The organism is Cohaesibacter gelatinilyticus, assembly GCF_900215605.1.
GTDB lineage: Bacteria > Pseudomonadota > Alphaproteobacteria > Rhizobiales > Cohaesibacteraceae > Cohaesibacter > Cohaesibacter gelatinilyticus.
Window position 1 is genome coordinate 266,257 of record NZ_OBEL01000001.1, and the last position, 21,485, is coordinate 287,741.

The window sequence follows — 21,485 nt, forward strand, 5'->3', positions numbered from 1 at the left end:
ACGACCAGCAGGATCACACAAGTTTTAGGAATTGAGTTTTCAAAACAATTGTATTTTTACCAATGCGGCATTCGACTTCTTCGCTCTTGCCAGTGAGACGAATGGACTTGATTGCCGTGCCACGCTTCAGGGTTTTGGACATACCCTTGATCTTCAAATCCTTGATCACTTGAACGCTGTCACCATCCACCAGTTCAGCGCCATTACTATCTTTGGTTGTCATCATCTTTTTCCTGTTAGAGAGAGCACAACCATAATGGGCTATCGATGGAAGTCGAGAGCTTTCTAATCGAAATCGAATACATCACGCATTTCGGACTTTGTTGATCCAGTCACTTGGGTTTGATCCCATAACCCGCAAGAACTCACGATTGAAATTGGACTTGGTGTTGAAACCCGAGTTCAGCATGGCTTGGGTGATGTTCGAGCCTTCTGATAATTCCTTGCAAGCATGGCGAATACGGTAGGCATTTATATAGCGCGAAACATTCTCTCCGCTCACTTTGTTGACTGCCGTTGAAAGTGTCTTTGCCGGGACATGAAGTTTTCTCGCAAGCGTCGCCAATGTTAGAGATGGATCGAGAAAGAGCTCCTGCTTAAGCAAAAGGCTCTCAAGCCGATTGACCAATGCTTGCTCGGCAGCGGCGCTCTGCTCTTCAAGTTCCGGAGCTGGACCTGGATCGGTTTCGATCACCTCGTTGCCTACGTCTTGCAACAAAGGGGAGAGACTAAGCAGACCCATGGTGAGCAAAATGAGCGATGAGAAGCCACCAATGATCATCAAACTCCAGCGACCATCGTTATAAATATAGTCAAGGGAGATAACGCCTTCGCTCAGAGCTGAGAAAACAAGGGCTGCCCCGATGATACGCCACAGCAGAACGGGAACATCTCCACCGTCCAGTCGGGATTTGACCAGGCTATCCTGTCCTTTTGAAACCGCCAGCCACAAGGTCAGGCCATAAACTGCAAAGAGGGCAGGGAGGACAAAGTCCAAACTTCTGGGGGCTGCGAACAAAGCAAAGATCGTCAAGCCCGGCCCCACCAGATGCCAGGCATCCTTGGCCCAGGAGAGGGAGCGTAAGGAAGAGCTGACAAAGGCCATATAGGCCAGGGCAGGAATGAAGCTTGCACTGACTGGCTGAACCCAACGTAGTGCGGTCACACCATAATATAGATTTAGAGAGATAATGAGATTCTGAACTGCCATCGCCAGGATCAATAGAATGAAAAGTGGAGAGCTGCTTTTGCTCACATGCGCTTTGATTGCAAAGAAGAACAGCAAAAGGGCCACAATGGCCGGAATGGGTAAGACAGGCATTCAGAAACTCTCGGTTATCTCAAAATCAGACAATCGCGAATACACACTCTGTGACATTATCCGGTTTTGCTCGACCTAAATCCGGTTTCAGGACGCAAAGCCTGACTTTTTCCACCAGCTTGAACACATCACTTATCATGCCAATGGAAAAGACAATGCTGAAACATCCCAAACTCTCACATATCTGTAACGATACCAGGAAATCCATTCTGGCGGTCGCACTCGCAACAACGCTTTGTACCTTGCAGATGGTCATGCCAAGCAAAGCAAACTCAAAAATTGAATATGCAGGTTATGACCAGGTTGAACTGAAGGTGCCACACTATACCGATCCGCTGAATGCGGATATCTGGTATCCGGTTGCAACCAAAACCTACAAAGGTCTGGTTGCGGACAATGCAATTTTTCAGGGTGTGAAGGCTTTTGTCGGCGCAGCAATGGAGAAGAAAAAGCACCCTCTTGTTGTGATCTCTCATGGTTCAGGTGGTGCCAAACAAAGTATGGCCTGGCTTGCCTCAAGTCTTGCAACAAGAGGCGCTCTGGTTTTGGTCTTCAATCACCCGGGAAGTACATCGGGGGATAGTTCTCCACGTCGCTCTATCAAACATTGGACCCGTCCAAAAGATGTCTCTGCCATCCTGGATGCTGCAATGGCAGATAAATTCCTGAGCCAATTTATCAATGAAGAAGATATCTCTGCGGCGGGTTTCTCGCTTGGTGGTGCCACGGTCCTGTCCTTGGCTGGTGCTCGGGCGGATCTGAGACGCTATCAGAATTATTGCGAGAAATTCGAAAAGGTAGCCGAAGATTGCATTTTCTTCGCAAAAGGCGGCGTGGATTATAGCCTGGTTGATTCCAAAAAATTTTCTCAAGATCTGTCTGATCCTCGTATCAAGCGTATCATCGCGCTAGATCCGGGCATGACCTATGGAATGACGAAAGAGAGTATCAAAGCCATTAAACAACCCATATTGGTTGTCTCATTGGGGGATGACAAAACCCAGTTGGTTGCTGCGGATGTCTCTTCAACAGGCAGTGCTTTGGTCTCCAATCTTTCCAATGTTCGGCATGTGAAACTGGCGCCGGCAAGTCACTTTACTGCCTTGCCGGTTTGCAAGCCGAATGGAGCCAAAATTTTGCAAGAAGAAGAGGATGATCCGATCTGTACCGATCCCGCTGGGACGGATCGAGCCGATATTCATCGCCAGATTGTAGATGCAATCGCAGATTTTCTTGAACTCCCAGACAGCGGGAGATGAGCAAATTGAGCTATTGGCATGTAACAGGTCCCCCTGAATGTGTGGTTTCAGGAGGTCTAACTTGTTCATTTTTGAAAATTACAAATCAGTAATGATTGATTTTTGCAAAGGAACTTGCCCCAGCATCGCCAAAATGTGATTGGATAAAAGTTATGAGACAAGATCTGAGCTTGCTGCAAGGTTATGGCCGACTACAATGTCAGCAAATTCAGGATCTGGGGTAAGACCAAACACATGCCTGCGCGAAGAGAACAGGCCAAGAAGGGATGAACCATGGCAATTTCACGTAGAGAGTTTCTGGCCTCCGCATCAGCTTTAGCTGCAGGGTTTGCTGCCGTCACTGCCTTGCCGGTATCAGCATTTGCTGCTGATAAAGTCGATATGGATGAAGTGCTCAAGGAAGGCGCTTTGCCAGACAAGATTCAGGGTGCAGCCGATGCTCCTGTGACCATGGTTGAATATTCTTCCCTGACTTGCCCGCATTGCGCAGCCTTTCACAACTCCACCTACGCAGAGGTGAAGAAGAAATATATCGATACCGGCAAGATCCGCTATATCACCCGTGAGTTCCCACTGGATCCATTGGCAGCCGGTGGTGCGATGCTAGCGCGTTGCGCGCCGAACGATAATTTCCATGCAATGAATGATTTGTTGTTCGAAACCCAGCGTACTTGGGCTGCCAGCCCGAATCCGGTCGATGCTCTCCTAAAGCTTGCCAAGCAGGTTGGTTTTACACAGGACGGCTTTACCAAATGCCTGCAGGATCAAAAGTTGCTGGATAATATCCGTGCGGTCAGCCAACGTGGTAGTGAGAAATTCGGTATTGATTCAACGCCATCTTTCATTATCAATGGCGAACTGCATCGCGGGGCACTTTCTATTGAGGACATCGACAAAATCGTTGCTCCCCTTATCAAATAAAATTTGGTTGCGGCCCGTGACCGGACATGAACAAGCGCGCTCCCTCATGGGAGGGCGCTTTTCTTATATTCGCTCTCAACCCATCGTTTCACAGCGACAACTGACTGTGAGCGATAACAATCGGGCACAGATATCCTGTGCCCGGGAACCGATAGGTGACCGGCGTTTTTACGCCGCGCCCGCGCAGGCTGTCGCACAGCGGCAAATAGCCGTGAGCGATAGCAATCGGGTACAGATATCCTGTGCCCGGGAACCGATAGGTGACCGGCGTTTTTACGCCGCGCCCGCGCAGGCTGTCGCACAGCGACAAATAGCCGTGAGCGATAGCAATCGGGTACAGATATCCTGTGCCCGGGAACCGATAGGTGACCGGCGTTTTTACGCCGCGCCCGCGCAGGCTGTCGCACAGCGGCAAATAGCCGTGAGCGATAGCAATCGGGTACAGATATCCTGTGCCCGGGAACCGATAGGTGACCGGCGTTTTTACGCCGCGCCCGCGCAGGCTGTCGCACAGCGACAAATAGCCGTGAGCGATAAAAATGGCAGGAGTACCTGCCAATGAAGTTCGTCAAATTGCGCCTTTTGGGGTTCAAGAGCTTTGTTGAACCCATGGATTTCCTGATTGAACCGGGTCTTACTGGTGTGGTCGGACCCAATGGCTGCGGCAAATCCAATCTGGTGGAAGCTCTTCGCTGGGTGATGGGGGAAAACAGTTACAAGAATATGCGTGCGTCCGGTATGGATGATGTGATCTTTGCTGGCTCTACCCATCGACCCGCGCGCAATACCGCGGAAGTGACCGTTTATCTGGACAATGCTGATCGCACGGCACCCGCTGGTTTCAATGACACGGACGATCTGGAAGTCTCGCGCCGTATTGAGCGTGAAAGCGGCTCCAATTACAAGATCAATGGCAAGGATGTACGAGCAAGAGACGTACAATTGCTCTTTGCCGATGCTTCGACCGGCGCCCGTTCTCCTTCTCTGGTTGGTCAGGGCCGAATCGGTGAAATCATCAGTCAGAAGCCAACGCAACGTCGTGGACTATTGGAAGAAGCTGCCGGTATTTCCGGTTTGCATTCGCGTCGTCATGAAGCTGAACTGCGTCTGAGAGCAACCGAGACCAATCTCGAGCGCCTAGAAGATGTCATGGCACAGATTGCCAGTCAGCTCGATGGTTTGAAACGTCAGGCCCGGCAAGCTAGCCGTTATCGTAATCTGTCCTCGGAAATCAGAAAGCTGGAAGCCACCCTCTATCACTTGCGTTGGCAAGAGACCAAGGACAAGGAAGAAGAGGCAAGAGGAGAGCTGCGCAAGGCTGATCTTGCAGTAGCCGAGGCGACGTCCATCCAGGCTCAAACAGCAAAAGATGAGGCATTGGCCGCGCATGTCTTACCTGAGTTGCGAGACGAACAAGCTGCAAAAGCAGCCAGTATGCAGCGGTTGACGCTGGCAAAGAATGAGCTGGACCAATCAGAACAACGCGTCCGTGAAAAGCTTGCTGATCTGGACAGACGAATTGAACAAATCAAAGCCGATACTGCTCGTGAGCAGAAATTGATTGATGAAAATACCACCATCCTCAAAACTCTGAATGATGAAGAAGCTGCTTTGAAAACCGAAGAAGCTGCGTCCGAAGAAACAGCGCAAAAGGCAGCAAGTGATCTCTCAGATCTTGAGAAGTTGCTCAGCAAGGCTGAGAGCGAAGCCTCTGGCCTCGTTGCGAAATTGGCGGAAGCACAGGGCACCGAACGCCAGCTTCAGCAAGCAGTACAATCAGCTCAAAGCCGCAAGGACAAGTTGAATCAGCAAATGCAATCTTGCGAACGGGATTTGGCTCAAGTAATTGAAAAGCTGGAACGTGACGCTGGACTGAATGAGAAACGCGCAGCAATCGAACTGGCCAAGACAAACTTGGAGCAAGCCGAACAGATAGCCGAGCAGGCAACTGCAAAGGTGGGGGCGGGACGCGACGCCGAGACGAAAGCTCGCCGTGCCCGCGCTGAAGCCGAAAGCATTTTCAATCGGCTGGATACCGAAGCCAAAACTCTGTCCAAAGTCGTCAATGCAGGTCGAGATGCTCGCTTTCCACCAATCCTTGATAGTTTGAAAGTCGATGCTGGCTTCGAGACAGCCCTCGGCGTTGCTTTAGGTGATGATCTTGATGCGCCCTTGAGCTCAGAAGCTGGTATCCACTGGGCAGACATGATCATACCTGAGAGTGATCAGGGGTTGCCTCATGATCTACCAAGTCTCGCAGATCATGTCACAGGCCCGAACCGACTGACGCGACGTTTGAAACAGATTGGTTTGGTAAGCGAAGGCCATGGCGCAGGGCTGCAAAAGCAGTTGGCGCAGGGGCAAAGACTGGTAAGCCGTAAAGGTGATCTCTGGCGCTGGGACGGTCTCGTCATTCAAGCGGGAGCTCCAACTGCGGCAGCTCAACGATTGGAACAGCGTAATCGTTTGGAAGAGCTGGAAGCCAAGGTTGATGCGGCACGTGATGATCTCAACCACGCTCGCGCTGTCTTTAATGAAAAGCGCGAAGAGGTGGGCCATCTTGCCACGACAGAGCAGCGCGCCCGTGGTCAATGGCGAGATAGTCAGAAAAAGCTGTCGCAATTGCGGGATGAACTGGCAAGAGCCGAGCAGGCAGCCAATCAGTTGCTGGCTCGAAAAGCGTCTTTGGAGGAAACGGGCAAACGTTTGAAGGAAGATGGTCAGGAAGCCGATGAAGCTCTGATCGAAGCACAAAAACAATTGACTGACTTGCCCGATCTATCCGAGCTTCAGATCGAACGTGATGAAGCGCGACTGTCACAAAGCGCAAAACGGGCAGAGGTGGCAGAAGCCCGTGCCTATGTGCAGGGTCTGACACGTGAAGGCGAGCTGCGTCAGCGTCGTTTGGCTGCAATTGAGCGGGAGCGCGAGAGTTGGGTAACCCGTGCCTCCAACGCTGATGATCAGATTTCTATTCTTCAAGGTCGACTGACACAGAATGAGGAAGAGCGCCGTTCCCTGCAGGAAGCGCCTGATGAAATTGAACAGCAGCGCCGCAGCCTGCTGAGCGAAATCGGCAAAGCTGAAGAAGCACAGAAGCAGGCCAGCGATAAGTTGGTGGAGGCAGAGCGAGCCGCTATGGAAGCAGACCACGCAGCCAAGAAGGCCCTGGAAGCTTTGGCTCAAGCGCGTGAAATCAAAGGTCGGACAGAAGAACGCTTGAACGGCATGATCAATCGCCGTTTGGATGTCGAGCGACTTATTGTTGAAACATTGGAATGCTCGCCTGCGGCAACTTTCGAACTTGCTCAGCTTAAACCTGGAGCACCGCTGCCAGCCATGCCAAGCGTGGAAGGGAAGCTGGACCGTCTGAAGAATGAGCGAGAGCGTTTGGGTGGTGTGAACCTGCGTGCAGATGAAGAAGCGACTGAGATTTCAGATCGATTGACCGAAATGGAAACCGAGCGCGACGATCTTCTGGAAGCCGTCAAGAAATTGCGCACTGGCATTTTCAATATCAATAAGGAAGCGCGCGCACGCTTGTTGGCATCCTTTGATATTGTCAATGAACATTTCAAATCGCTCTTTTCCAAGCTCTTTGGTGGCGGTCAAGCGGAGCTTCAATTGACCGAAGCCGAAGATCCATTGCAAGCAGGTCTTGATATCATTGCCCGCCCTCCTGGTAAAAAACCGCAGACAATGACACTGCTTTCAGGTGGCGAGCAAGCTCTGACCGCAATGGCTCTGATCTTTGCTGTCTTCCTGACCAACCCGGCACCAATCTGTGTATTGGATGAGGTCGATGCGCCATTGGATGATGCCAATGTGGAGCGCTTCACACATTTGCTGGAAGAAATGCGCAAATTGACGGACACCCGTTTTGTGACCATCACCCACAATCCGATCACCATGGCGCGTATGGATCGCCTGTTTGGTGTGACAATGGCAGAACGCGGTATCTCACAGCTTGTATCGGTCAATCTTGAAATCGCAGAAGAGATGATACAGGAAGATGATGCCAAGGCCGTTTCATCCATTCCCCCCGGGCATCCCCATGTCTGATTGAGCTGAAGCGTTCCAATTTGACGACTTTTCCAGACCAGATAGAGTTTCAATAGCCATAAAAGGCGAAGAATTTCCAACTTTGTACACTACCAAAGGCTTGGATTTTGGCGAAAGCTTGGAATTTGAACGGCTATAGCGTGTTCCCGAAAAGTTGGAGCACTGTTTGGATAAGAACTCTTTTTATATCAAAGAGTTAAAATACTGCTCGCGATTCAACAATTATGAGAAATGCTTTAAGAGGTCTCAATGACCATCAGTGTCTCCAGTAAAATCCTTGCAGCTTTACTGTTCACAGCATAGGCCGTTGCTCTTCCATATATGCTCACCGGTCCTGGCTGTTCGCCATATCGATTTAGAGAACGATGGTATCAGATATGAGCGGATCGGAATGCGGCTTAGAACCATTCACTTTGACTGCAAAACCGGGTTCTGATCGGTAGTTACAAAATGCCGGCTTTGCAAATATGAGAGGCAGTATCATGAAATTTTTGTTGTCATGATGAAGCTGATCCCGTGAAAAATGAAATAATTTTGAACCATTTTGCCTCCCATCGCATCTCATAAATATGAGCATTGAAAATTATATGCCAGGTATCAGGAGTTCAAAATAGTGCGAAATCTACCAATGACAATGCTGTGTTTGCTGATCAGTATTTTGGGGAGATCCGCGCATGCAAGTCCGGAATATGGGGAACCATCGGTGCGTGGGAGTTTGCGTTATGCACCACCGGGTACGCAGCAACGCTATTATCGTTGGGGCGATAAATTGGGTAATCGACGTCATTGTGTGTCTGTTCCTGAATGGGATCATCTCAATGTAAGGTCCGGACCTTCTCATAAATATTCTATCACCTATCGGCTGGCCTCCAATTATTGCGGAGTGTTCGGAAAAGGAAGGTGCAGAAAGAACTGGTGTAAGATTACCACTAGCCATTGGTCAAATAAATCAATTGGTTGGGTCAATATACGTTATCTGCGGCGCTATTGAGGAATGATTTGGAATTGCCCTTGGCTTATCAGCTGGAAGGGCAGGAGGAAGGAAGAAAAGCCAACAGGAAGAGGCCTATCCACCGACGCGCACCCATCGGATAGGGCTCTTGGGGTCGGGTATTCTTCCTTCCTCACCTCTTTATATGTATTTCCAGTGTGGTCTGAGGAATTGCAACAGGCAAACGCACTTGCAGATCACTGATACTTTTCAATTATACGTTCTGGATAACACACAAAGGGGCCGTAATCTCGAACGGTTAAAGCAATAGCTTTTGGCCCTTCGCTTTTTTGTCTATTGGTTCTGCGCAAAATCTCTGCGAGATTACATGTTCCCTACCTGACATGCGCTCGCATGCATAATTTCCAAAATGACTGAGAAAATGATGACGGACCTCACCCTCTATATTGGCAACAAGAATTATTCCTCATGGTCCTTGCGACCGTGGCTGGCTCTAAAGGTGGCGGGCATTTCGTTTGCAGAACGATTGTCCCGATTTGATGAAAGCACTGGGCATGCACATTTCATCGAGTTCTCTCCAACCAAGAAAGTCCCAACTCTCGTTATCAAACAAGATGGCAAGGAGCCGGTGACCATTCCCGAAAGCCTGGCAATTCTGGAAACCGCTGCAGATCTATATCCCGAGAAAAATCTATGGCCAAAGGATCAGCTTCTTCGGGCCCAAGCCCGCGCGCTAGCGTCTGAGATGCATGCAGGTTTCATGGGGATCCGCTCGGAATGTCCAATGAATATTCGTCGGGAAGTCAAGGCAATTGAAGTCTCAGATGCAGTGCGCAAGGATGTGAAGCGTATTGAGCAGATCTGGTCAACATGCCTGGAGCAGTCAGGTGGCCCATTCCTGTTTGGGCATTTCACCATTGCCGATGCGATGTTTGCGCCTGTTGTCAATCGTCTGGAAATCTATGAACTCAGCAATCACCCCGCCATATCGGCCTATAGCAAAGCCATGAAAGGCTTGCCCGCTTGGCAGGAATGGGTGACTGAGGCGTTAAAAGAGCCTTGGATAGTCGAAGAAGATGAAGCATAGAGCCTTGTTGAGGGCGGCGATACGCCCTCATAATCTCTATTGCAGAAGCTGTCCGTCTGGGTGGAAAGCATAGAAAACAAAGGCAAAGGTGACATCATGGACAAGATCTTCAGCTTTGCCGCCTTTCTCACGAGTTACTCGAACACCACCAATATCGCGAGAGTTGGAGATATCAGCACTATCCAGAGCTGAGGCCACACCTTTTTCCCAATTCAGGGAAATATCTCCGATTTTCAGGCTTCCTGTTTGGCGAATTTTGGCCAACATGACGGCTTGGCGCTTGCCCCCACTTGCAAATACAACCACCCGTGCCATGGGATTGATATTTTCTGGCAAGTCTCCGGTAAACAGGGGATATGGGGTGTTACGACTATCGTATTTGACGTATGGATTTCTACCATAGGGTCGAGCTGATGGTTGATTAGGAACCAGAACTTTGCCGTTTGGTAGCTCCGTCTTGAAATCGGAGAAGCTGGTGACACGAACCGGTATCATGGTCAATTCTGTGCCTTGCAAGCTCCCAACGATTGCTTCTCCCGTGAATTGCTGCCACCAGCTCTCTGTCTGGCGGTCATACATAACGAGATCTGAGTTGCGTAACTTGCCTGTGGTGCCAAATTCCAGAATTTGGTCGTCAATTTTGCGTTCAAAGGCGATGGAAGCGTTGCAAAGCGGGCAGTAGGTCACGGCAACAGGAACGCCACCCACCACATCATTGACGATCTCATGCCATGTTAGCACCTGCAACGGATAGGCTCGGATATCACCCTTGATGTCCAGTCTGATCACAGGGTCGCGATCGCCAAGTGTCTTGATGGATGAAGCGGGCTGGAATTTCGGGGAGTCGATGGATGGGATGCCGTCTTTTGGAGGACCGCCAGAAAGGATTTCTGAAAAGGAGATGCTGCTTTTTTCAAAGTCGGTTTTCCAGCCTTCAAGTGTCCAGCGAGCTGGATTGGCTGTGACCACTGAAATGCTGACAAGGGAAAACAGGAGAGCAAAGAGTGTTGAGGATAGCACTTTCATAATCCGGCCCTTCATCGATGATATGTGTGAGCCAGCATGACAAAAGAGCAGAAAATAGCAAATCACACCTGCTCAAAGCAGCGTGAGGTATGGATTACAAGGAAGGATGATCGGCAGAAATTCAGGGAAAAGATCGTTCAACTGTGTTCAATATCTTCTTGACCACATCCAACGTGCCTTCGGTCAGCGGATAATCTGCAAGATTTTCGATGGGCACCCATTCAGCTGTCGAAGCATCATCACCAGCAATCAGATCTACCACATCGCTGGTTCCATAAAAGACAGCAATGACATAGTGACGTTCGGTTTTGCCATCTTTATCAGTACGAATAATTTCGACGAGATCGGCTATGTGATGCGGAGTGAATTGTATCCCGGTTTCTTCCCGCATTTCGCGTATGATCGCTTGTTCCAGTTGTTCACCGGTTTCTACCAAACCGCCCGGAAGACTCCAACTTCCCATCAAAGGTGGTTTGCCCCGTTCAATCAACAGGATACCTGCATCGGATTGAACAACAGCGCTTACCCCTAAAAATGGGCGAGTGGGATAATCTCGGGATCTGGGCATAGTCACGGTTTGGGATTGCTTAGAGCGTGTTCCCGAAAAGTTGAAGCACTTTTCGGATAAGAACTCGCTTTGGATCAAAGGGTTAAAGCACTACTCACGATTCAACGATTGTGAGAAGTGCATTAAATGGAAGCTGAGAGTAATTCTAATCGAACAGACGGTCAATTTCATCCTGCGCTGTTGGATGATCGACAGCTAGCATCCAGTCGGTCTCGCTATGGCTTCCATTGATCAAGGCGCTTGCCTGATCGATCAATGGTCGAATTTCTGTTGTTGCCATGAAGGCAATAGGCTCGAAATTGCTTTGGCTCATATCACCATTCAAGGCGGCAATGGCTTCAATAAGACCAAAAACCTTTTCATTGATCTTGCCTATGAGAAGTTCAAACTGGCTTTTCAGGTCAGTATCAACATGCTCATAGATCGAGATGGCGAGATCCTTACCCTTGAATGTTGATTGCAGAAAATAATCGCAATAGCTCATCTGTTGCCAGGAAAAAACATCCTCAGCGCAGTCCGGCATGCTGGGCAGCATTTCGATCAGCATCAATACCTCATTGAAATGGTTGAGGTAATCCGTCGCCAACAAAGTGGCGGAATTGATATTTGATGCCTCTAGAACAGCATCCTCTGGAACCGAGTGTGCCTTTTGCATAAGCCTGCCTACCGCTGAAACTATCCCATCCACTCGATTCAAGCAGAACATGGTTTCCAAATGTTTGACAAGAAGTGCGCCAAATGAAAAAAACAGCCATTGTTATTAATCGAAGTTGCAAAAATAGGAGGCAGCATGTGTGGTCGTTTTGTCGTGGCACTTGATCGGGAAGATCTGCTCGCCTTTTTCGGTGTGAATGGAGAGCTTCCTGGCCTGCATGATATGCCCCCTCGGTATAATATTGCCCCCACTCAACCGATTCTGACAATTCTGGGAAACGATACACGGCGACAGGCTGCTCTGATGCGTTGGTCTTTCATGCCCGATTGGGTAAAAGATCCATCCAGTTTTTCTCTGATTAATAATGCCAGAGCGGAAACCGCTGCCACGAAACCCTCCTTCCGGAATGCTTTGCGTTACCGCCGCTGTCTTATACCGGCCAGTGGTTTCTATGAGTGGAATAGAAAGGCAGAGGCCAAGCAGCCTTATTATATGACCACCACCACTGGTGAACCCATAGCAATAGCAGGAATCTGGGAAACCTGGATGGGACCAAATGGGGAGGAGCAAGACGGTGTTGCTGTTCTCACGATCGCTTCCAATCAAACAATGAGCCAGGTGCATCATCGGATGCCAGTCATGCTCGAGCAGGTTGATTTTTCTCGTTGGTTGGACACGAGTTCTGGCCGAGCCGATGAGATCACGCCTTTGCTAAAAGCACAAAGGGAAGATTATCTCTCGATCACTCCAGTTGCCAAGGATGTGAACAAAGTGACCAATGACCATTCAAAGTTGCTTGATAGAGCGGAGATTGACAAGGATGCCAGTACCAATGATTGCCAGCAAGAAACAGCATCAAAGCAATTGAAGCTGTTTTGAAACAAGGCTTGCATATGATGCTTTGGAAAAAAGTGCATATGGGATGACAGGGAAGTCGTTCAGCATGTTTCGCGAAGTCTGTCAGCTACTCACACCATCCATGATAAAAGAAGGGCAGGCTAGATCAGAGCGGATAGCTTCGCTTTAATATTATATTTGAATAAGTTTCGTTCAGGCAAAAAAAACCCCGGAAGATTGCTCCTCCGGGGTTCCTGACAATCTAAGATGAACTCAGATTAGAAGTTACGCTGCAGACGCAGTTTGCCTTCCCAAGTGCCAACGTCTTGACGACCAGCAGCATTTGCTGCGGAAGACCAGTTGGTTTTGCTGTATTTAACACCAGCACGAACGATCAGGTTGTTCACTGGCAGATATTCAGCCATGAAACCAGCATCCCAAGACTTGTAGTCAGCGGTGCTAGCATTGTCATTGTAGCTGAGGTAAGAACCGGTCAGAACGGTGTTGAAGTTAGATGCCCAAGCATATTTCAGAGCAACGCCAAGCTTGTAAGCAGAGTTCAGCTTGAAGTCAGTACCGTTCCAGGTAGCGTCATTGGTGCCACCAACGAAGCCCATTGCGCCTTTGCCGTAACCAGCGGAGAAGCCGATGGAAGAACCAGCAGACAGCATATCCAGGTTGAAGCTAACGCCAGCGCCTACATAGTAGCCGATGTCATTGTCCTGAGAGACAGCTACGCCGTCATAATTGATGGTGTGGATGGCACCACCAATTTTAGCAGAACCCCAACCCTGAGCAACAGACAGAGCAGCTACTACATCAGGAAGAGTTTGACCTGCATATGTTGCACCAGCAAGACCAGCAATAGCAGCACGCTGGCTGTTTTCCAGAGCAAGGGTAGCAGTTACGCCATTGCCAAGATCCATGTTGTAGCCGATAGCGCCGGTGTCATGGTCACCAATGGTGGAACCATACATGCCAACGTCGGTTGAAGTGATGTTAGCAGCAGAATCGGTCAGACCAGCATACAGACCGCCGATAGACAGATAGTATTTGTTGAAACCGTCATTTGCAGTCAGGTTGCTTCCAGAAGTACCGGTGTCGGTAGCACCTTCAAGACGCATGTAAGCAACCAAAGTGCCCAACTCTGTCTCTTCTTTAGCAGTGAATTCCAAAGAAGCTTTTGCATAGATGTTGGTTTTGTTGTCAGCACGGTCATTGTTATCTGGAAGATTGTTGGTATGACCACCTTTACGCTCGTTGAAGCGGAATTCAGCACGTACGTAACCGGAAACTTTCAGGCAGGTATCGGTACCTGGGATGAAGTGATAACCAGCGCCATAAGCGTTACATACTTTAACGTAATCTACTGGCTCAGCTACTGGCAGATCAGCTGCCTGAGCAGCACCACCGGCAACCAGAGCAGCTGCGGAACCAAGGATAAGGCTCTTGATGTTCATTGTTTCTGACCTTCTTGTCATAAAGAACTTTTTCGCAGAGACCGTTCCAGTCAGTCCGATGGGGTCATCTGCTTGCGACAAGGGTGACAATACTCCTTTTTGGAGCGGGATCAATTGCTAGCTGGTTTCCCCCAGATCCATTTGACCTAACTGTTGCACAAAAAACACAAAAACAGCAAAGAACCCCGGAAATCTGCCACTTTGTTACTGATTGGTTAACGGAGAAAGGGGAGGGAAACACCTGAAATGATTGATCTGTCATCGTGGATTCCCGTAGTCCTCTGTGAGCTGGACAATTATTGCGCCAACAAATCGAGTCGGATCAGGGCGGACAATGTTGGTTTATTCACCAAGGGAAAGAAACACTTTGACATGATTCCCTCTGGCAAGAAGAAGCACGGTTGAATAAGTCTGGTATGATTTGAAAAAAAGCTCGCCAGAGGACGAGCTTTAAACGGTTCGATAAAGTGACGTGCTGACAATCAGAATGGCCACAATTTGGAAAATAGTCCTTTGGACTCTTTCTCTTCAGGTCCTTCGACAGCTACCTTGTCGAGTTCTCTTTGCACCTCAGGAGAATGTTGACGATACTTTTCAGGAGGTTGAGTCAGATATTTGCGTTTATATTTGCCACCTGACTTGCCATTGGCTGCATTAATTGCTGCCAACCTCTCACGAACTTTTTGATTATATTCTTTCAGTTTGCCAGGTTCTCTATAGTCTGGCTCCTCAATCTGGGTGAAGGAAGTCACGCGCGGATCATTCTTGATGATGTAAGCACGTTGTTCGGGAGGCATACGACGGATTGCCTCAAGCAGAGCCTTCCGCTCCTGATCATTCATCGTTTCCAACCGCTGATGATAAGCCTTGCGAAGCAAGTCGGGGTCTTTTGGCCAGTCTGCCGCATTAACCAAGCGACCGGTGTTCGATGCGTTCAGAGGATTGGGAAGTTGGGAACTTTGCGGTGGCACAACCAGACCCGGGCGCGATGAATAGTCAATTTGCGCCTGATTTTTGTCTCCAGACGAAACAGCCGCAATGCCTTGAATGTCATTAAGCAGTGCTTCTTCCTGAGAAACCCCGGTGCCATAGGTCGTGCCGCCAATACCATTTGCACAAGCTGACAGACCAAAAGCCAATCCAACACCAAGACCAAACCGAGATGCGGTTTTATAATCAATTCGGACAGAAGATTTCATGACATGTTGCCTTACTTTGAATGGTGATTGGCAGTATCACCGGATACGCAAATACAAACTATGGTCGAAGCCTTTGCGGTGACAGATCACAGCTTTGCGGCACCATTGCGACCAGATCCCAAAAAAGAGTCATATATCAGTATGGCCGCCCCTGCAACGATCCATACATCTGCAAGATTGAACACATACCAGGAAAATTCTCCCCAGTAGAAGTGAAACAGATCCACTACGGCTCCGTAGTAAAGACGGTCAAGACCGTTTGCGAGGGCGCCACCGAGAATCAATCCCAATCCGATTGAAATCAGACGGTCATGATTGCGCCAGATCCAAACACTGATGAAAAGTGAGGCAAGGATGGCGATGGCGACAAGAATATAACGGCCCAAATCACTGTTTTGCTGAAAAAGTCCATAGGAAATGCCGCGATTCCAAACCAGAACAAGATCGAAAAAAGGAGCGATACGCACTGGGCCGAATGTCTGCATATGCGATTGAATGTCAAAGCCGAAAAGCATCCAGAATTTAAAGGCTTGATCACTGACAAAGGCAACCATTGCAATGATAAAGCCGGTCAATCGCACAGACACATCAAACTCCAGATATGATAAAGAGCCTCAAGGATCGGAAGGCTGACAAATGAACAAGGTCAGGATTATATAATCCTGACCTTGAATTGCGGCATTATTATTGTGTGTCCAGCTCACGCATGGCGGCAGCATCGCGCAAGGAAAGATCAGGATAATCGCTATCCTGTCCGACCTCTGGCAAAATTTTCCAGGAACGTTGGCATTTCTGGCCTTCTGCAAGAGCAGGAATCACACCGACCCCGTCAACATCATCCAGGGTGAATGCTCCTTCCGGAGCAGGGGCATTGATCAACTCCGCCTGTGATGTGATGGATAGATCAGCAAGATCAATCCCGTCCATGGCACCCAGCAATTCATCATTGGTGACATAAACCTTCGGCGCGGCCTCAAGAGAGGAACCAATACGTTTCTCGCGACGTTCGATTTCCAGAGCTCCGGTTACGACCCGACGAAGTTCACGTACCTTGGCCCACTTGTCAGCCAGTTCCTGATCTTTCCAGTCAGATGAAACTTGAGGGAATTGCCGGAAATGGACCGAATCTCCGTCAGACGGGAAGCGGGACAACCATGTCTCTTCCATAGTGAACGGCATGACAGGAGCAAGCCAGGCAGTGAGGTGCATGAATAATTCATGGATGACATAAAGCGCTGCTTTACGACGTGCGGAGCTTGGACCATCGCAATAAAGAGCATCCTTACGAATATCGAAATAGAAGGCCGATAGCTCAATGCCCATGAAATAGTTCAGCTCAGACGTGATTTTCTTGAAATCAAAGGTGTCATAAGCGGAGCGAACCATCGCATCCAGCTCATAAAGACGGTGCAGCATCAAGCGTTCCAGCTCCGGCATTTCAGAGACAGCTACTTCTGTTCCATCATAATGAGCCAAAGAGCCCAACATCCAACGGATGGTGTTGCGAAGCTTGCGATAGGCATCAGCATTGGTTTTCAAAATTTCCGGCCCAATGCGCTGGTCGTCGCTATAATCGGAAGAGGCCACCCACAGACGTAAGATATCCGCACCATATTGCTTGATCACATCTTGCGGTGCGATCGTGTTGCCAAGAGACTTGGACATCTTGCGGCCATCTTCAGCCATGGTGAAACCATGGGTCAAGACGGCATCATATGGTGCACGGCCACGAGTGCCGCAGCTCTCGAGCAAAGAGGAATGGAACCAGCCGCGATGCTGGTCAGAACCTTCCAGATAAAGATCGGCTGGCCATTTCAGGTCATCGCGTTGTTCCAGACAAAAAGCATGGGTGGATCCGGAATCAAACCAGACATCAAGAATATCGTCGATTTTTTCCCATTCAGACGGATCATAATCAGGTGAGAGGAAGCGCTCTTTCGCACCGTCTGCAAACCAAGCATCAGCGCCTTCAGCACGGAAAGCGTCAAAAATACGGTCATTGACCGAGCTATCCTGAAGAACAACCGCCGGATCATCTTTCTTGATGAAAATGGTGATAGGCACACCCCAGGCGCGTTGACGAGAAATCACCCAGTCCGGGCGGGTTTCGATCATGGAGCGCAGGCGGGTTTGGCCGCTGTCAGGAACAAAACGGGTCTCGTCAATTGCTTTTAGGGCGCGACAACGCAAGGTATCACCCTGGCCATCTATATCGCGATCCATGGCGATGAACCATTGTGGCGTATTACGGAAGATCAGTGGTGCCTTGGAACGCCAGCTATGGGGATAGCTGTGTTTGATCTTGCCTCGTGCAAGCAGGGCACCAACTTCGACCAGCTTATCGATAACAGCAGGATTGGTGGTGCCTTCGCCGCCTTTGCGATTGAGAATATATTGCCCCTGAAACAAAGGCACATGCGGATAATAGGAGCCATCCTCCGCCACAGTATGAGGAACTTCCGGCGTGCCACAGTCTGCAAATCGCTCGCGATTGGCAACGAAAACTTCATAGTCATCGGCACCATGGCCCGGAGCGGTATGAACGAAACCGGTACCGGCATCATCGGTCACATGGTCGCCATCAATCAATGGCACGTCAAAGTCGAAGTAACCATCGGTGCCGTCGATACCGCGGAACGGGTGTTCGCATTCCGAGATGACTGACGGATCAACATCGAACTTGCGCTCATAACCCTCTACGCGGGCCGCAGCAAAGACGCTTTCAGCCAAGGCGTCAGCCAGCACCAGCTTGTCACCAACTTTGCCCCAATTGTCATCAGCAGCGGCCGTGATCTCATACAGGCCATAAGAGATGGCATTGGAGAAACAAACTGCACGGTTGCCGGGAATGGTCCAAGGGGTGGTGGTCCAGATCACAACATCTGCATCAAGCAACATATCTGTCTGATCTTCAGCAACAGTGCCATGAAGGGCAGAGATGGGAAACTTCACCCAGATGGTGTGAGAGGTATGATCCTGATATTCCACTTCGGCTTCAGCCAGAGCGGTTTTTTCGACAATTGACCACATGACCGGCTTGGAGCCCTGGAAGAGTTGGCCGGACATGGCAAATTTCATCAACTCGCCAGCAATGCGTGCTTCTGCATCAAAGGTCATGGTCTTATAGGGATTGACGAAATCGCCAACCACACCAAGACGCTTGAACTCACCGGCTTGAATGCCGATCCATTCGGATGCAAAGTCACGACATTCCTGACGAAATTCATTGACTGGAACGGTATCCTTATTCTTGCCCTTCTTACGGTACTTTTCTTCGATTTTCCATTCGATTGGCAAGCCATGACAGTCCCAGCCAGGGACATAGTTGGAATCGTAGCCCCGCATCTGAAAAGAGCGGGTAATGATGTCTTTCAGAACCTTGTTGAGAGCATGACCGATATGCAGATGGCCATTGGCGTAGGGAGGGCCATCATGCAGCACATACTTTTCGCGACCCTTGGAGCGTTCACGCAAGGATTGATAAAGATTCTGCTCTTCCCAACGAGCCAGAATTTTGGGCTCATTCTTTGGCAGTCCTGCACGCATGGGGAAATCGGTTTTTGGCAAAAACAGCGTTTGGGAATAATCGCGGCTTTCCGTCATGGATATATCTTTCGTTCAGTTTTGCGCCTTGACTGTCTCAATCCCGTTCAAGTGTCATCGGGAGAAACATTGGTGGCACCTATAAGACTTGATCACTTCTAGCGCGATCTATTGGAATTAGGAAAAGAAAGATCTGAAGACACCAGATCAAATTCCTTATATCCCGGTCCCTCGCGGGCGTCCGTTAAAGACGCCGATCACGCGAAGGCCGGGCCAGTAATTCGACCTATCAACCCGCCGGGACGTAAAATTTGTGAACCGGGAAGGGGCGCAAGAAGATAGATGCCCGTCATTTGCCTATAAGCCTTGGTGTGCATGTTTGCAGTCATCCTCTTCGGATGGCCTTGCCATATCTGCGCGGACATTAATTCAACAAAAACCCAAGGGCAACCCCAGTATCAAGGATAATGGGCGGGCAAAAGCTGGAGAAAGGGAAATAGATAAAAATTACCTGCTATCAGTTGAGTGAAGAGACAGGTGATGTCCCAAAAGCTGTCTGCAAGGCACCATTAGGTGTTGGCAATAGTAGGGATGAAGGTGGGAACTGCTGTTGAAGGTGGTTATATTGCTCATCAGGGCGAGGTCAGAGCGCCCGATCTTGAAATAATGCCTGATTGATGAACAAGGAGAGGGGGAGAGAGAAATTACCCTCTCTTATAATATATTGCGTTTATAATATATTGCGTTCTTTTCGTTGCTTGGTCAGCTCATCCAGCAACAGAGAGAAGCTATCAAGTGGCCAGGTGATAACTCTACGACCACTTGCTTCGGGTAAATCCAGCTCCAATGCATCGCCTTCACGCCAATCGGCTAGAATGATTTCGGCAGCTTGTCCTTTGATCTTGCAGCTGTTGCCGCTGCAATCCCCCAAAGACATGATCTTCGCTTCACCATTCTTACCGCGAATGGTTGCTTTGACGTCGGAAAAATCCAGGTCTGCTTCAAGATTGAACAGCAATTGCGGAATTCTTGATCCCGTGCTTTCTTTTTCATAGGTCAGATGCAAGATGGCAGCACGAAAATTCGGGTCTGGGCTGTAAACATCGACCAACTGGCCATAACAACGCGCTTGCGCCTCGCCTGAAGCTTTGTCACAGGTCAGATCCCAGGCACCATCATAGCTTTTGTAAAATTCGGTATTTCGGCTTTCCAGTTTTTGTCCGAAGAGTGAGAAACCGCCAGCAGCGAAGAAACCACCGCCCGCCACAAAAAGGCCAGCCAATGCCAAAAGCCAGCTTTTCCGCAAGCGATAAGGCACAGAACGAGAGGGAGGGCCGGAGGGTTTTGGCGAATTGGCGATAGTCATGGGTTTAGTCCTTGAAAGCAACAGCAATGGTTGCTCTACGGATAGTCAAACCGTGACAAAAAAGGAAATCACCTTCGAAAACAAAAATGTGAGCAGATGAGAGAAAACGCCATTGAACAATTTGGCTTGATGGATTTTCAATCGTTTGAGATCCCACCCCATAAGGTTGTTTCCAAAGGACTAAGAGCTGCCGCATCAGACAGAATGGCTCTAGCTTGCGCACTATCTTCATCCATCTGCAGGATCAGCGTATCCAGACTGTCGAATTTTTCTTCCCCACGCAGATAGTGATACAGTGCAACACGAACGCTTTCATCATAAAGATCATCTTCAAAATCAAAGACATGAACTTCGAAGATTGGAGCGCCATTGTCAAAGGTCGGACGTCGACCATAACTGGCAACTCCGTCGTGAACTTGGCCATTGGATCGCATCAAACGTACCGCATAGACACCTTCTTTAAGACGACTATTGTCCGCCAGTTTCAGATTGGCAGTCGGATACCCCAGTTTGCGGCCATTCTTTTCTCCATGAACAACGGTGGAGGTAAAGAAATAGCGATAACCCAACAATCGGTTGGCCGGATGGGTTGCTCCATCTTCCAGGGCTTGACGAATGCGTGTGGAGGAAACAGCATCGCCGGTGCGGTCAGCCTTCATATCAACGATCTTGACGCCAAAGCCGTGCTTATGTCCCTGCTCACGCAGAAAATCCGGGCTTCCTTTACGATCTTTGCCAAAGTGAAAGTCGTAACCGGAAATGACTTCACGGGCGTCTAGCGCCTTGATCAACATATCTTCAATAAAAGACTCTGCTGATTGGCTGGCAAACTCTTTGGTAAAATGAAGCGAAATCATGCCGTCGAAACCCAAAGCTTCGGCCAGCAAAGCTTTCTCATCATGAGGTGTCAGTCGAAAAACCGGATTGTCGGGGCGAAAAACACTGCGTGGATGGGGTTCAAATGTCAGCATGATTGCCTTGACGCCCAACTTGCGCGCTTCTACCAGGGCATCTTCCAGAACCGCCTGATGCCCTTTATGCATGCCATCAAAATTGCCGATAGCCACCACGCCACCACGGACCGAGTCAGGTAAGGGGAAAACAGGCTGTTTCAAATCGACAAACGTGTGGGCAGACGCCATTGGCCGGAGCTCCCAGGCAAAGACATAAGGGGTTGGAAATATGTGGCGCGACGTTGCCCAAAAGCAACGATAAGGTCAAGATATTTT

The 21,485-nt window shown here is 49.3% G+C and carries 17 protein-coding genes; 5 read left to right on the plus strand and 12 right to left on the minus strand.

The genetic code is table 11. The features are described from left to right. Positions 1–13: 13 nt before the first annotated feature. Positions 14–226, minus strand: a complete 213-nt coding sequence (locus tag CRO57_RS01205; protein ID WP_425291264.1) for an alkylphosphonate utilization protein — start codon at positions 224–226, stop codon at positions 14–16. A gap of 78 nt (positions 227–304) precedes the next feature. Then, the gene (locus CRO57_RS01210) at positions 305–1,321 is read right to left on the minus strand and encodes a helix-turn-helix domain-containing protein (RefSeq protein ID WP_097151585.1); all 1,017 of its coding nucleotides are present in this window, start codon (positions 1,319–1,321) and stop codon (positions 305–307) included. Between the two features lie 155 nt (positions 1,322–1,476). On the opposite strand from CRO57_RS01210, the gene CRO57_RS01215 reads away from it, so the two are divergent. After that, positions 1,477–2,580: an alpha/beta hydrolase family protein gene (locus CRO57_RS01215; protein ID WP_097151586.1), complete on the plus strand. Its 1,104-nt coding sequence runs from the start codon at positions 1,477–1,479 to the stop codon at positions 2,578–2,580. 273 nt (positions 2,581–2,853) lie between these two features. Further along, a complete protein-coding gene (locus tag CRO57_RS01220) occupies positions 2,854–3,501 on the plus strand; it encodes a DsbA family protein (RefSeq protein ID WP_097151587.1) in 648 nt (215 codons plus the stop codon). A gap of 88 nt (positions 3,502–3,589) precedes the next feature. Here the strand turns inward: CRO57_RS01220 and CRO57_RS24335 are convergent, their stop codons facing one another. Beyond that, positions 3,590–4,060, minus strand: coding sequence for a hypothetical protein (locus CRO57_RS24335; RefSeq protein WP_141401147.1), 471 nt, complete (start codon positions 4,058–4,060; stop codon positions 3,590–3,592). Here CRO57_RS24335 and smc point away from each other — a divergent pair. Both smc and CRO57_RS01240 read left to right on the plus strand, forming a co-directional pair. Next, a complete protein-coding gene (gene smc, locus CRO57_RS01230) occupies positions 4,060–7,563 on the plus strand; it encodes a chromosome segregation protein SMC (RefSeq protein ID WP_097151589.1) in 3,504 nt (1,167 codons plus the stop codon). The two genes, CRO57_RS24335 and smc, sit on opposite strands and share 1 nt — an antisense overlap. Before the next feature lie 1,376 nt (positions 7,564–8,939). After that, the gene (locus CRO57_RS01240) at positions 8,940–9,602 is read left to right on the plus strand and encodes a glutathione S-transferase (RefSeq protein WP_097151591.1); all 663 of its coding nucleotides are present in this window, start codon (positions 8,940–8,942) and stop codon (positions 9,600–9,602) included. A 36-nt stretch (positions 9,603–9,638) separates the two neighbouring features. Here CRO57_RS01240 and CRO57_RS01245 read toward each other — a convergent pair whose 3' ends face one another. The 3 genes from CRO57_RS01245 to CRO57_RS01255 form a co-directional block, all read right to left on the minus strand. Further along, positions 9,639–10,628, minus strand: a complete 990-nt coding sequence (locus tag CRO57_RS01245) for a DUF3179 domain-containing protein (protein WP_097151592.1) — start codon at positions 10,626–10,628, stop codon at positions 9,639–9,641. Between the two features lie 121 nt (positions 10,629–10,749). Continuing rightward, the gene (locus CRO57_RS01250; RefSeq protein ID WP_097151593.1) at positions 10,750–11,196 is read right to left on the minus strand and encodes an NUDIX hydrolase; all 447 of its coding nucleotides are present in this window, start codon (positions 11,194–11,196) and stop codon (positions 10,750–10,752) included. Between the two features lie 145 nt (positions 11,197–11,341). After that, the gene (locus CRO57_RS01255) at positions 11,342–11,851 is read right to left on the minus strand and encodes a hypothetical protein (RefSeq protein ID WP_097151594.1); all 510 of its coding nucleotides are present in this window, start codon (positions 11,849–11,851) and stop codon (positions 11,342–11,344) included. 135 nt (positions 11,852–11,986) lie between these two features. On the opposite strand from CRO57_RS01255, the gene CRO57_RS01260 reads away from it, so the two are divergent. After that, complete coding sequence (locus CRO57_RS01260; protein ID WP_097151595.1) at positions 11,987–12,730, plus strand: SOS response-associated peptidase; 744 nt, start codon at positions 11,987–11,989, stop codon at positions 12,728–12,730. A gap of 236 nt (positions 12,731–12,966) precedes the next feature. On the opposite strand, the gene CRO57_RS01265 is transcribed toward CRO57_RS01260, so the two are convergent. The 6 genes from CRO57_RS01265 to CRO57_RS01290 all read right to left on the minus strand — a co-directional run bounded on the left by CRO57_RS01265 (position 12,967) and on the right by CRO57_RS01290 (position 21,398). Beyond that, complete coding sequence (locus CRO57_RS01265) at positions 12,967–14,148, minus strand: porin (protein WP_170955900.1); 1,182 nt, start codon at positions 14,146–14,148, stop codon at positions 12,967–12,969. A 482-nt stretch (positions 14,149–14,630) separates the two neighbouring features. Continuing rightward, the gene (locus CRO57_RS01270; protein WP_097151597.1) at positions 14,631–15,347 is read right to left on the minus strand and encodes a hypothetical protein; all 717 of its coding nucleotides are present in this window, start codon (positions 15,345–15,347) and stop codon (positions 14,631–14,633) included. Positions 15,348–15,433: 86 nt separating this feature from the next. Continuing rightward, a complete protein-coding gene (gene lspA, locus CRO57_RS01275; protein WP_097151598.1) occupies positions 15,434–15,934 on the minus strand; it encodes a signal peptidase II in 501 nt (166 codons plus the stop codon). 97 nt (positions 15,935–16,031) lie between these two features. After that, complete coding sequence (ileS, locus tag CRO57_RS01280) at positions 16,032–18,950, minus strand: isoleucine--tRNA ligase (RefSeq protein ID WP_170955901.1); 2,919 nt, start codon at positions 18,948–18,950, stop codon at positions 16,032–16,034. Positions 18,951–19,620: 670 nt separating this feature from the next. Continuing rightward, the gene (locus CRO57_RS01285; RefSeq protein ID WP_097151600.1) at positions 19,621–20,256 is read right to left on the minus strand and encodes a hypothetical protein; all 636 of its coding nucleotides are present in this window, start codon (positions 20,254–20,256) and stop codon (positions 19,621–19,623) included. A gap of 137 nt (positions 20,257–20,393) precedes the next feature. Next, positions 20,394–21,398, minus strand: a complete 1,005-nt coding sequence (locus tag CRO57_RS01290) for a bifunctional riboflavin kinase/FAD synthetase (RefSeq protein ID WP_097151601.1) — start codon at positions 21,396–21,398, stop codon at positions 20,394–20,396. Positions 21,399–21,485 lie beyond the last annotated feature (87 nt).

Coding starts and splice junctions, on each gene's coding strand:
- CRO57_RS01240 (WP_097151591.1), top strand. CDS start 8,940: ATGACGGACCTCACCCTCTATATTGGCAACAAGAATTATTCCTCATGG.
- CRO57_RS01220 (WP_097151587.1), top strand. CDS start 2,854: ATGGCAATTTCACGTAGAGAGTTTCTGGCCTCCGCATCAGCTTTAGCT.
- CRO57_RS01215 (WP_097151586.1), top strand. CDS start 1,477: ATGCTGAAACATCCCAAACTCTCACATATCTGTAACGATACCAGGAAA.
- smc (WP_097151589.1), top strand. CDS start 4,060: ATGAAGTTCGTCAAATTGCGCCTTTTGGGGTTCAAGAGCTTTGTTGAA.
- CRO57_RS01255 (WP_097151594.1), bottom strand. CDS start 11,851: ATGCAAAAGGCACACTCGGTTCCAGAGGATGCTGTTCTAGAGGCATCA.
- ileS (WP_170955901.1), bottom strand. CDS start 18,950: ATGACGGAAAGCCGCGATTATTCCCAAACGCTGTTTTTGCCAAAAACC.
- CRO57_RS01245 (WP_097151592.1), bottom strand. CDS start 10,628: ATGAAAGTGCTATCCTCAACACTCTTTGCTCTCCTGTTTTCCCTTGTC.
- CRO57_RS01260 (WP_097151595.1), top strand. CDS start 11,987: ATGTGTGGTCGTTTTGTCGTGGCACTTGATCGGGAAGATCTGCTCGCC.
- CRO57_RS01290 (WP_097151601.1), bottom strand. CDS start 21,398: ATGGCGTCTGCCCACACGTTTGTCGATTTGAAACAGCCTGTTTTCCCC.
- CRO57_RS01210 (WP_097151585.1), bottom strand. CDS start 1,321: ATGCCTGTCTTACCCATTCCGGCCATTGTGGCCCTTTTGCTGTTCTTC.
- CRO57_RS01285 (WP_097151600.1), bottom strand. CDS start 20,256: ATGACTATCGCCAATTCGCCAAAACCCTCCGGCCCTCCCTCTCGTTCT.
- CRO57_RS01270 (WP_097151597.1), bottom strand. CDS start 15,347: ATGAAATCTTCTGTCCGAATTGATTATAAAACCGCATCTCGGTTTGGT.
- CRO57_RS01265 (WP_170955900.1), bottom strand. CDS start 14,148: ATGAACATCAAGAGCCTTATCCTTGGTTCCGCAGCTGCTCTGGTTGCC.
- CRO57_RS01250 (WP_097151593.1), bottom strand. CDS start 11,196: ATGCCCAGATCCCGAGATTATCCCACTCGCCCATTTTTAGGGGTAAGC.
- CRO57_RS01205 (WP_425291264.1), bottom strand. CDS start 226: ATGATGACAACCAAAGATAGTAATGGCGCTGAACTGGTGGATGGTGAC.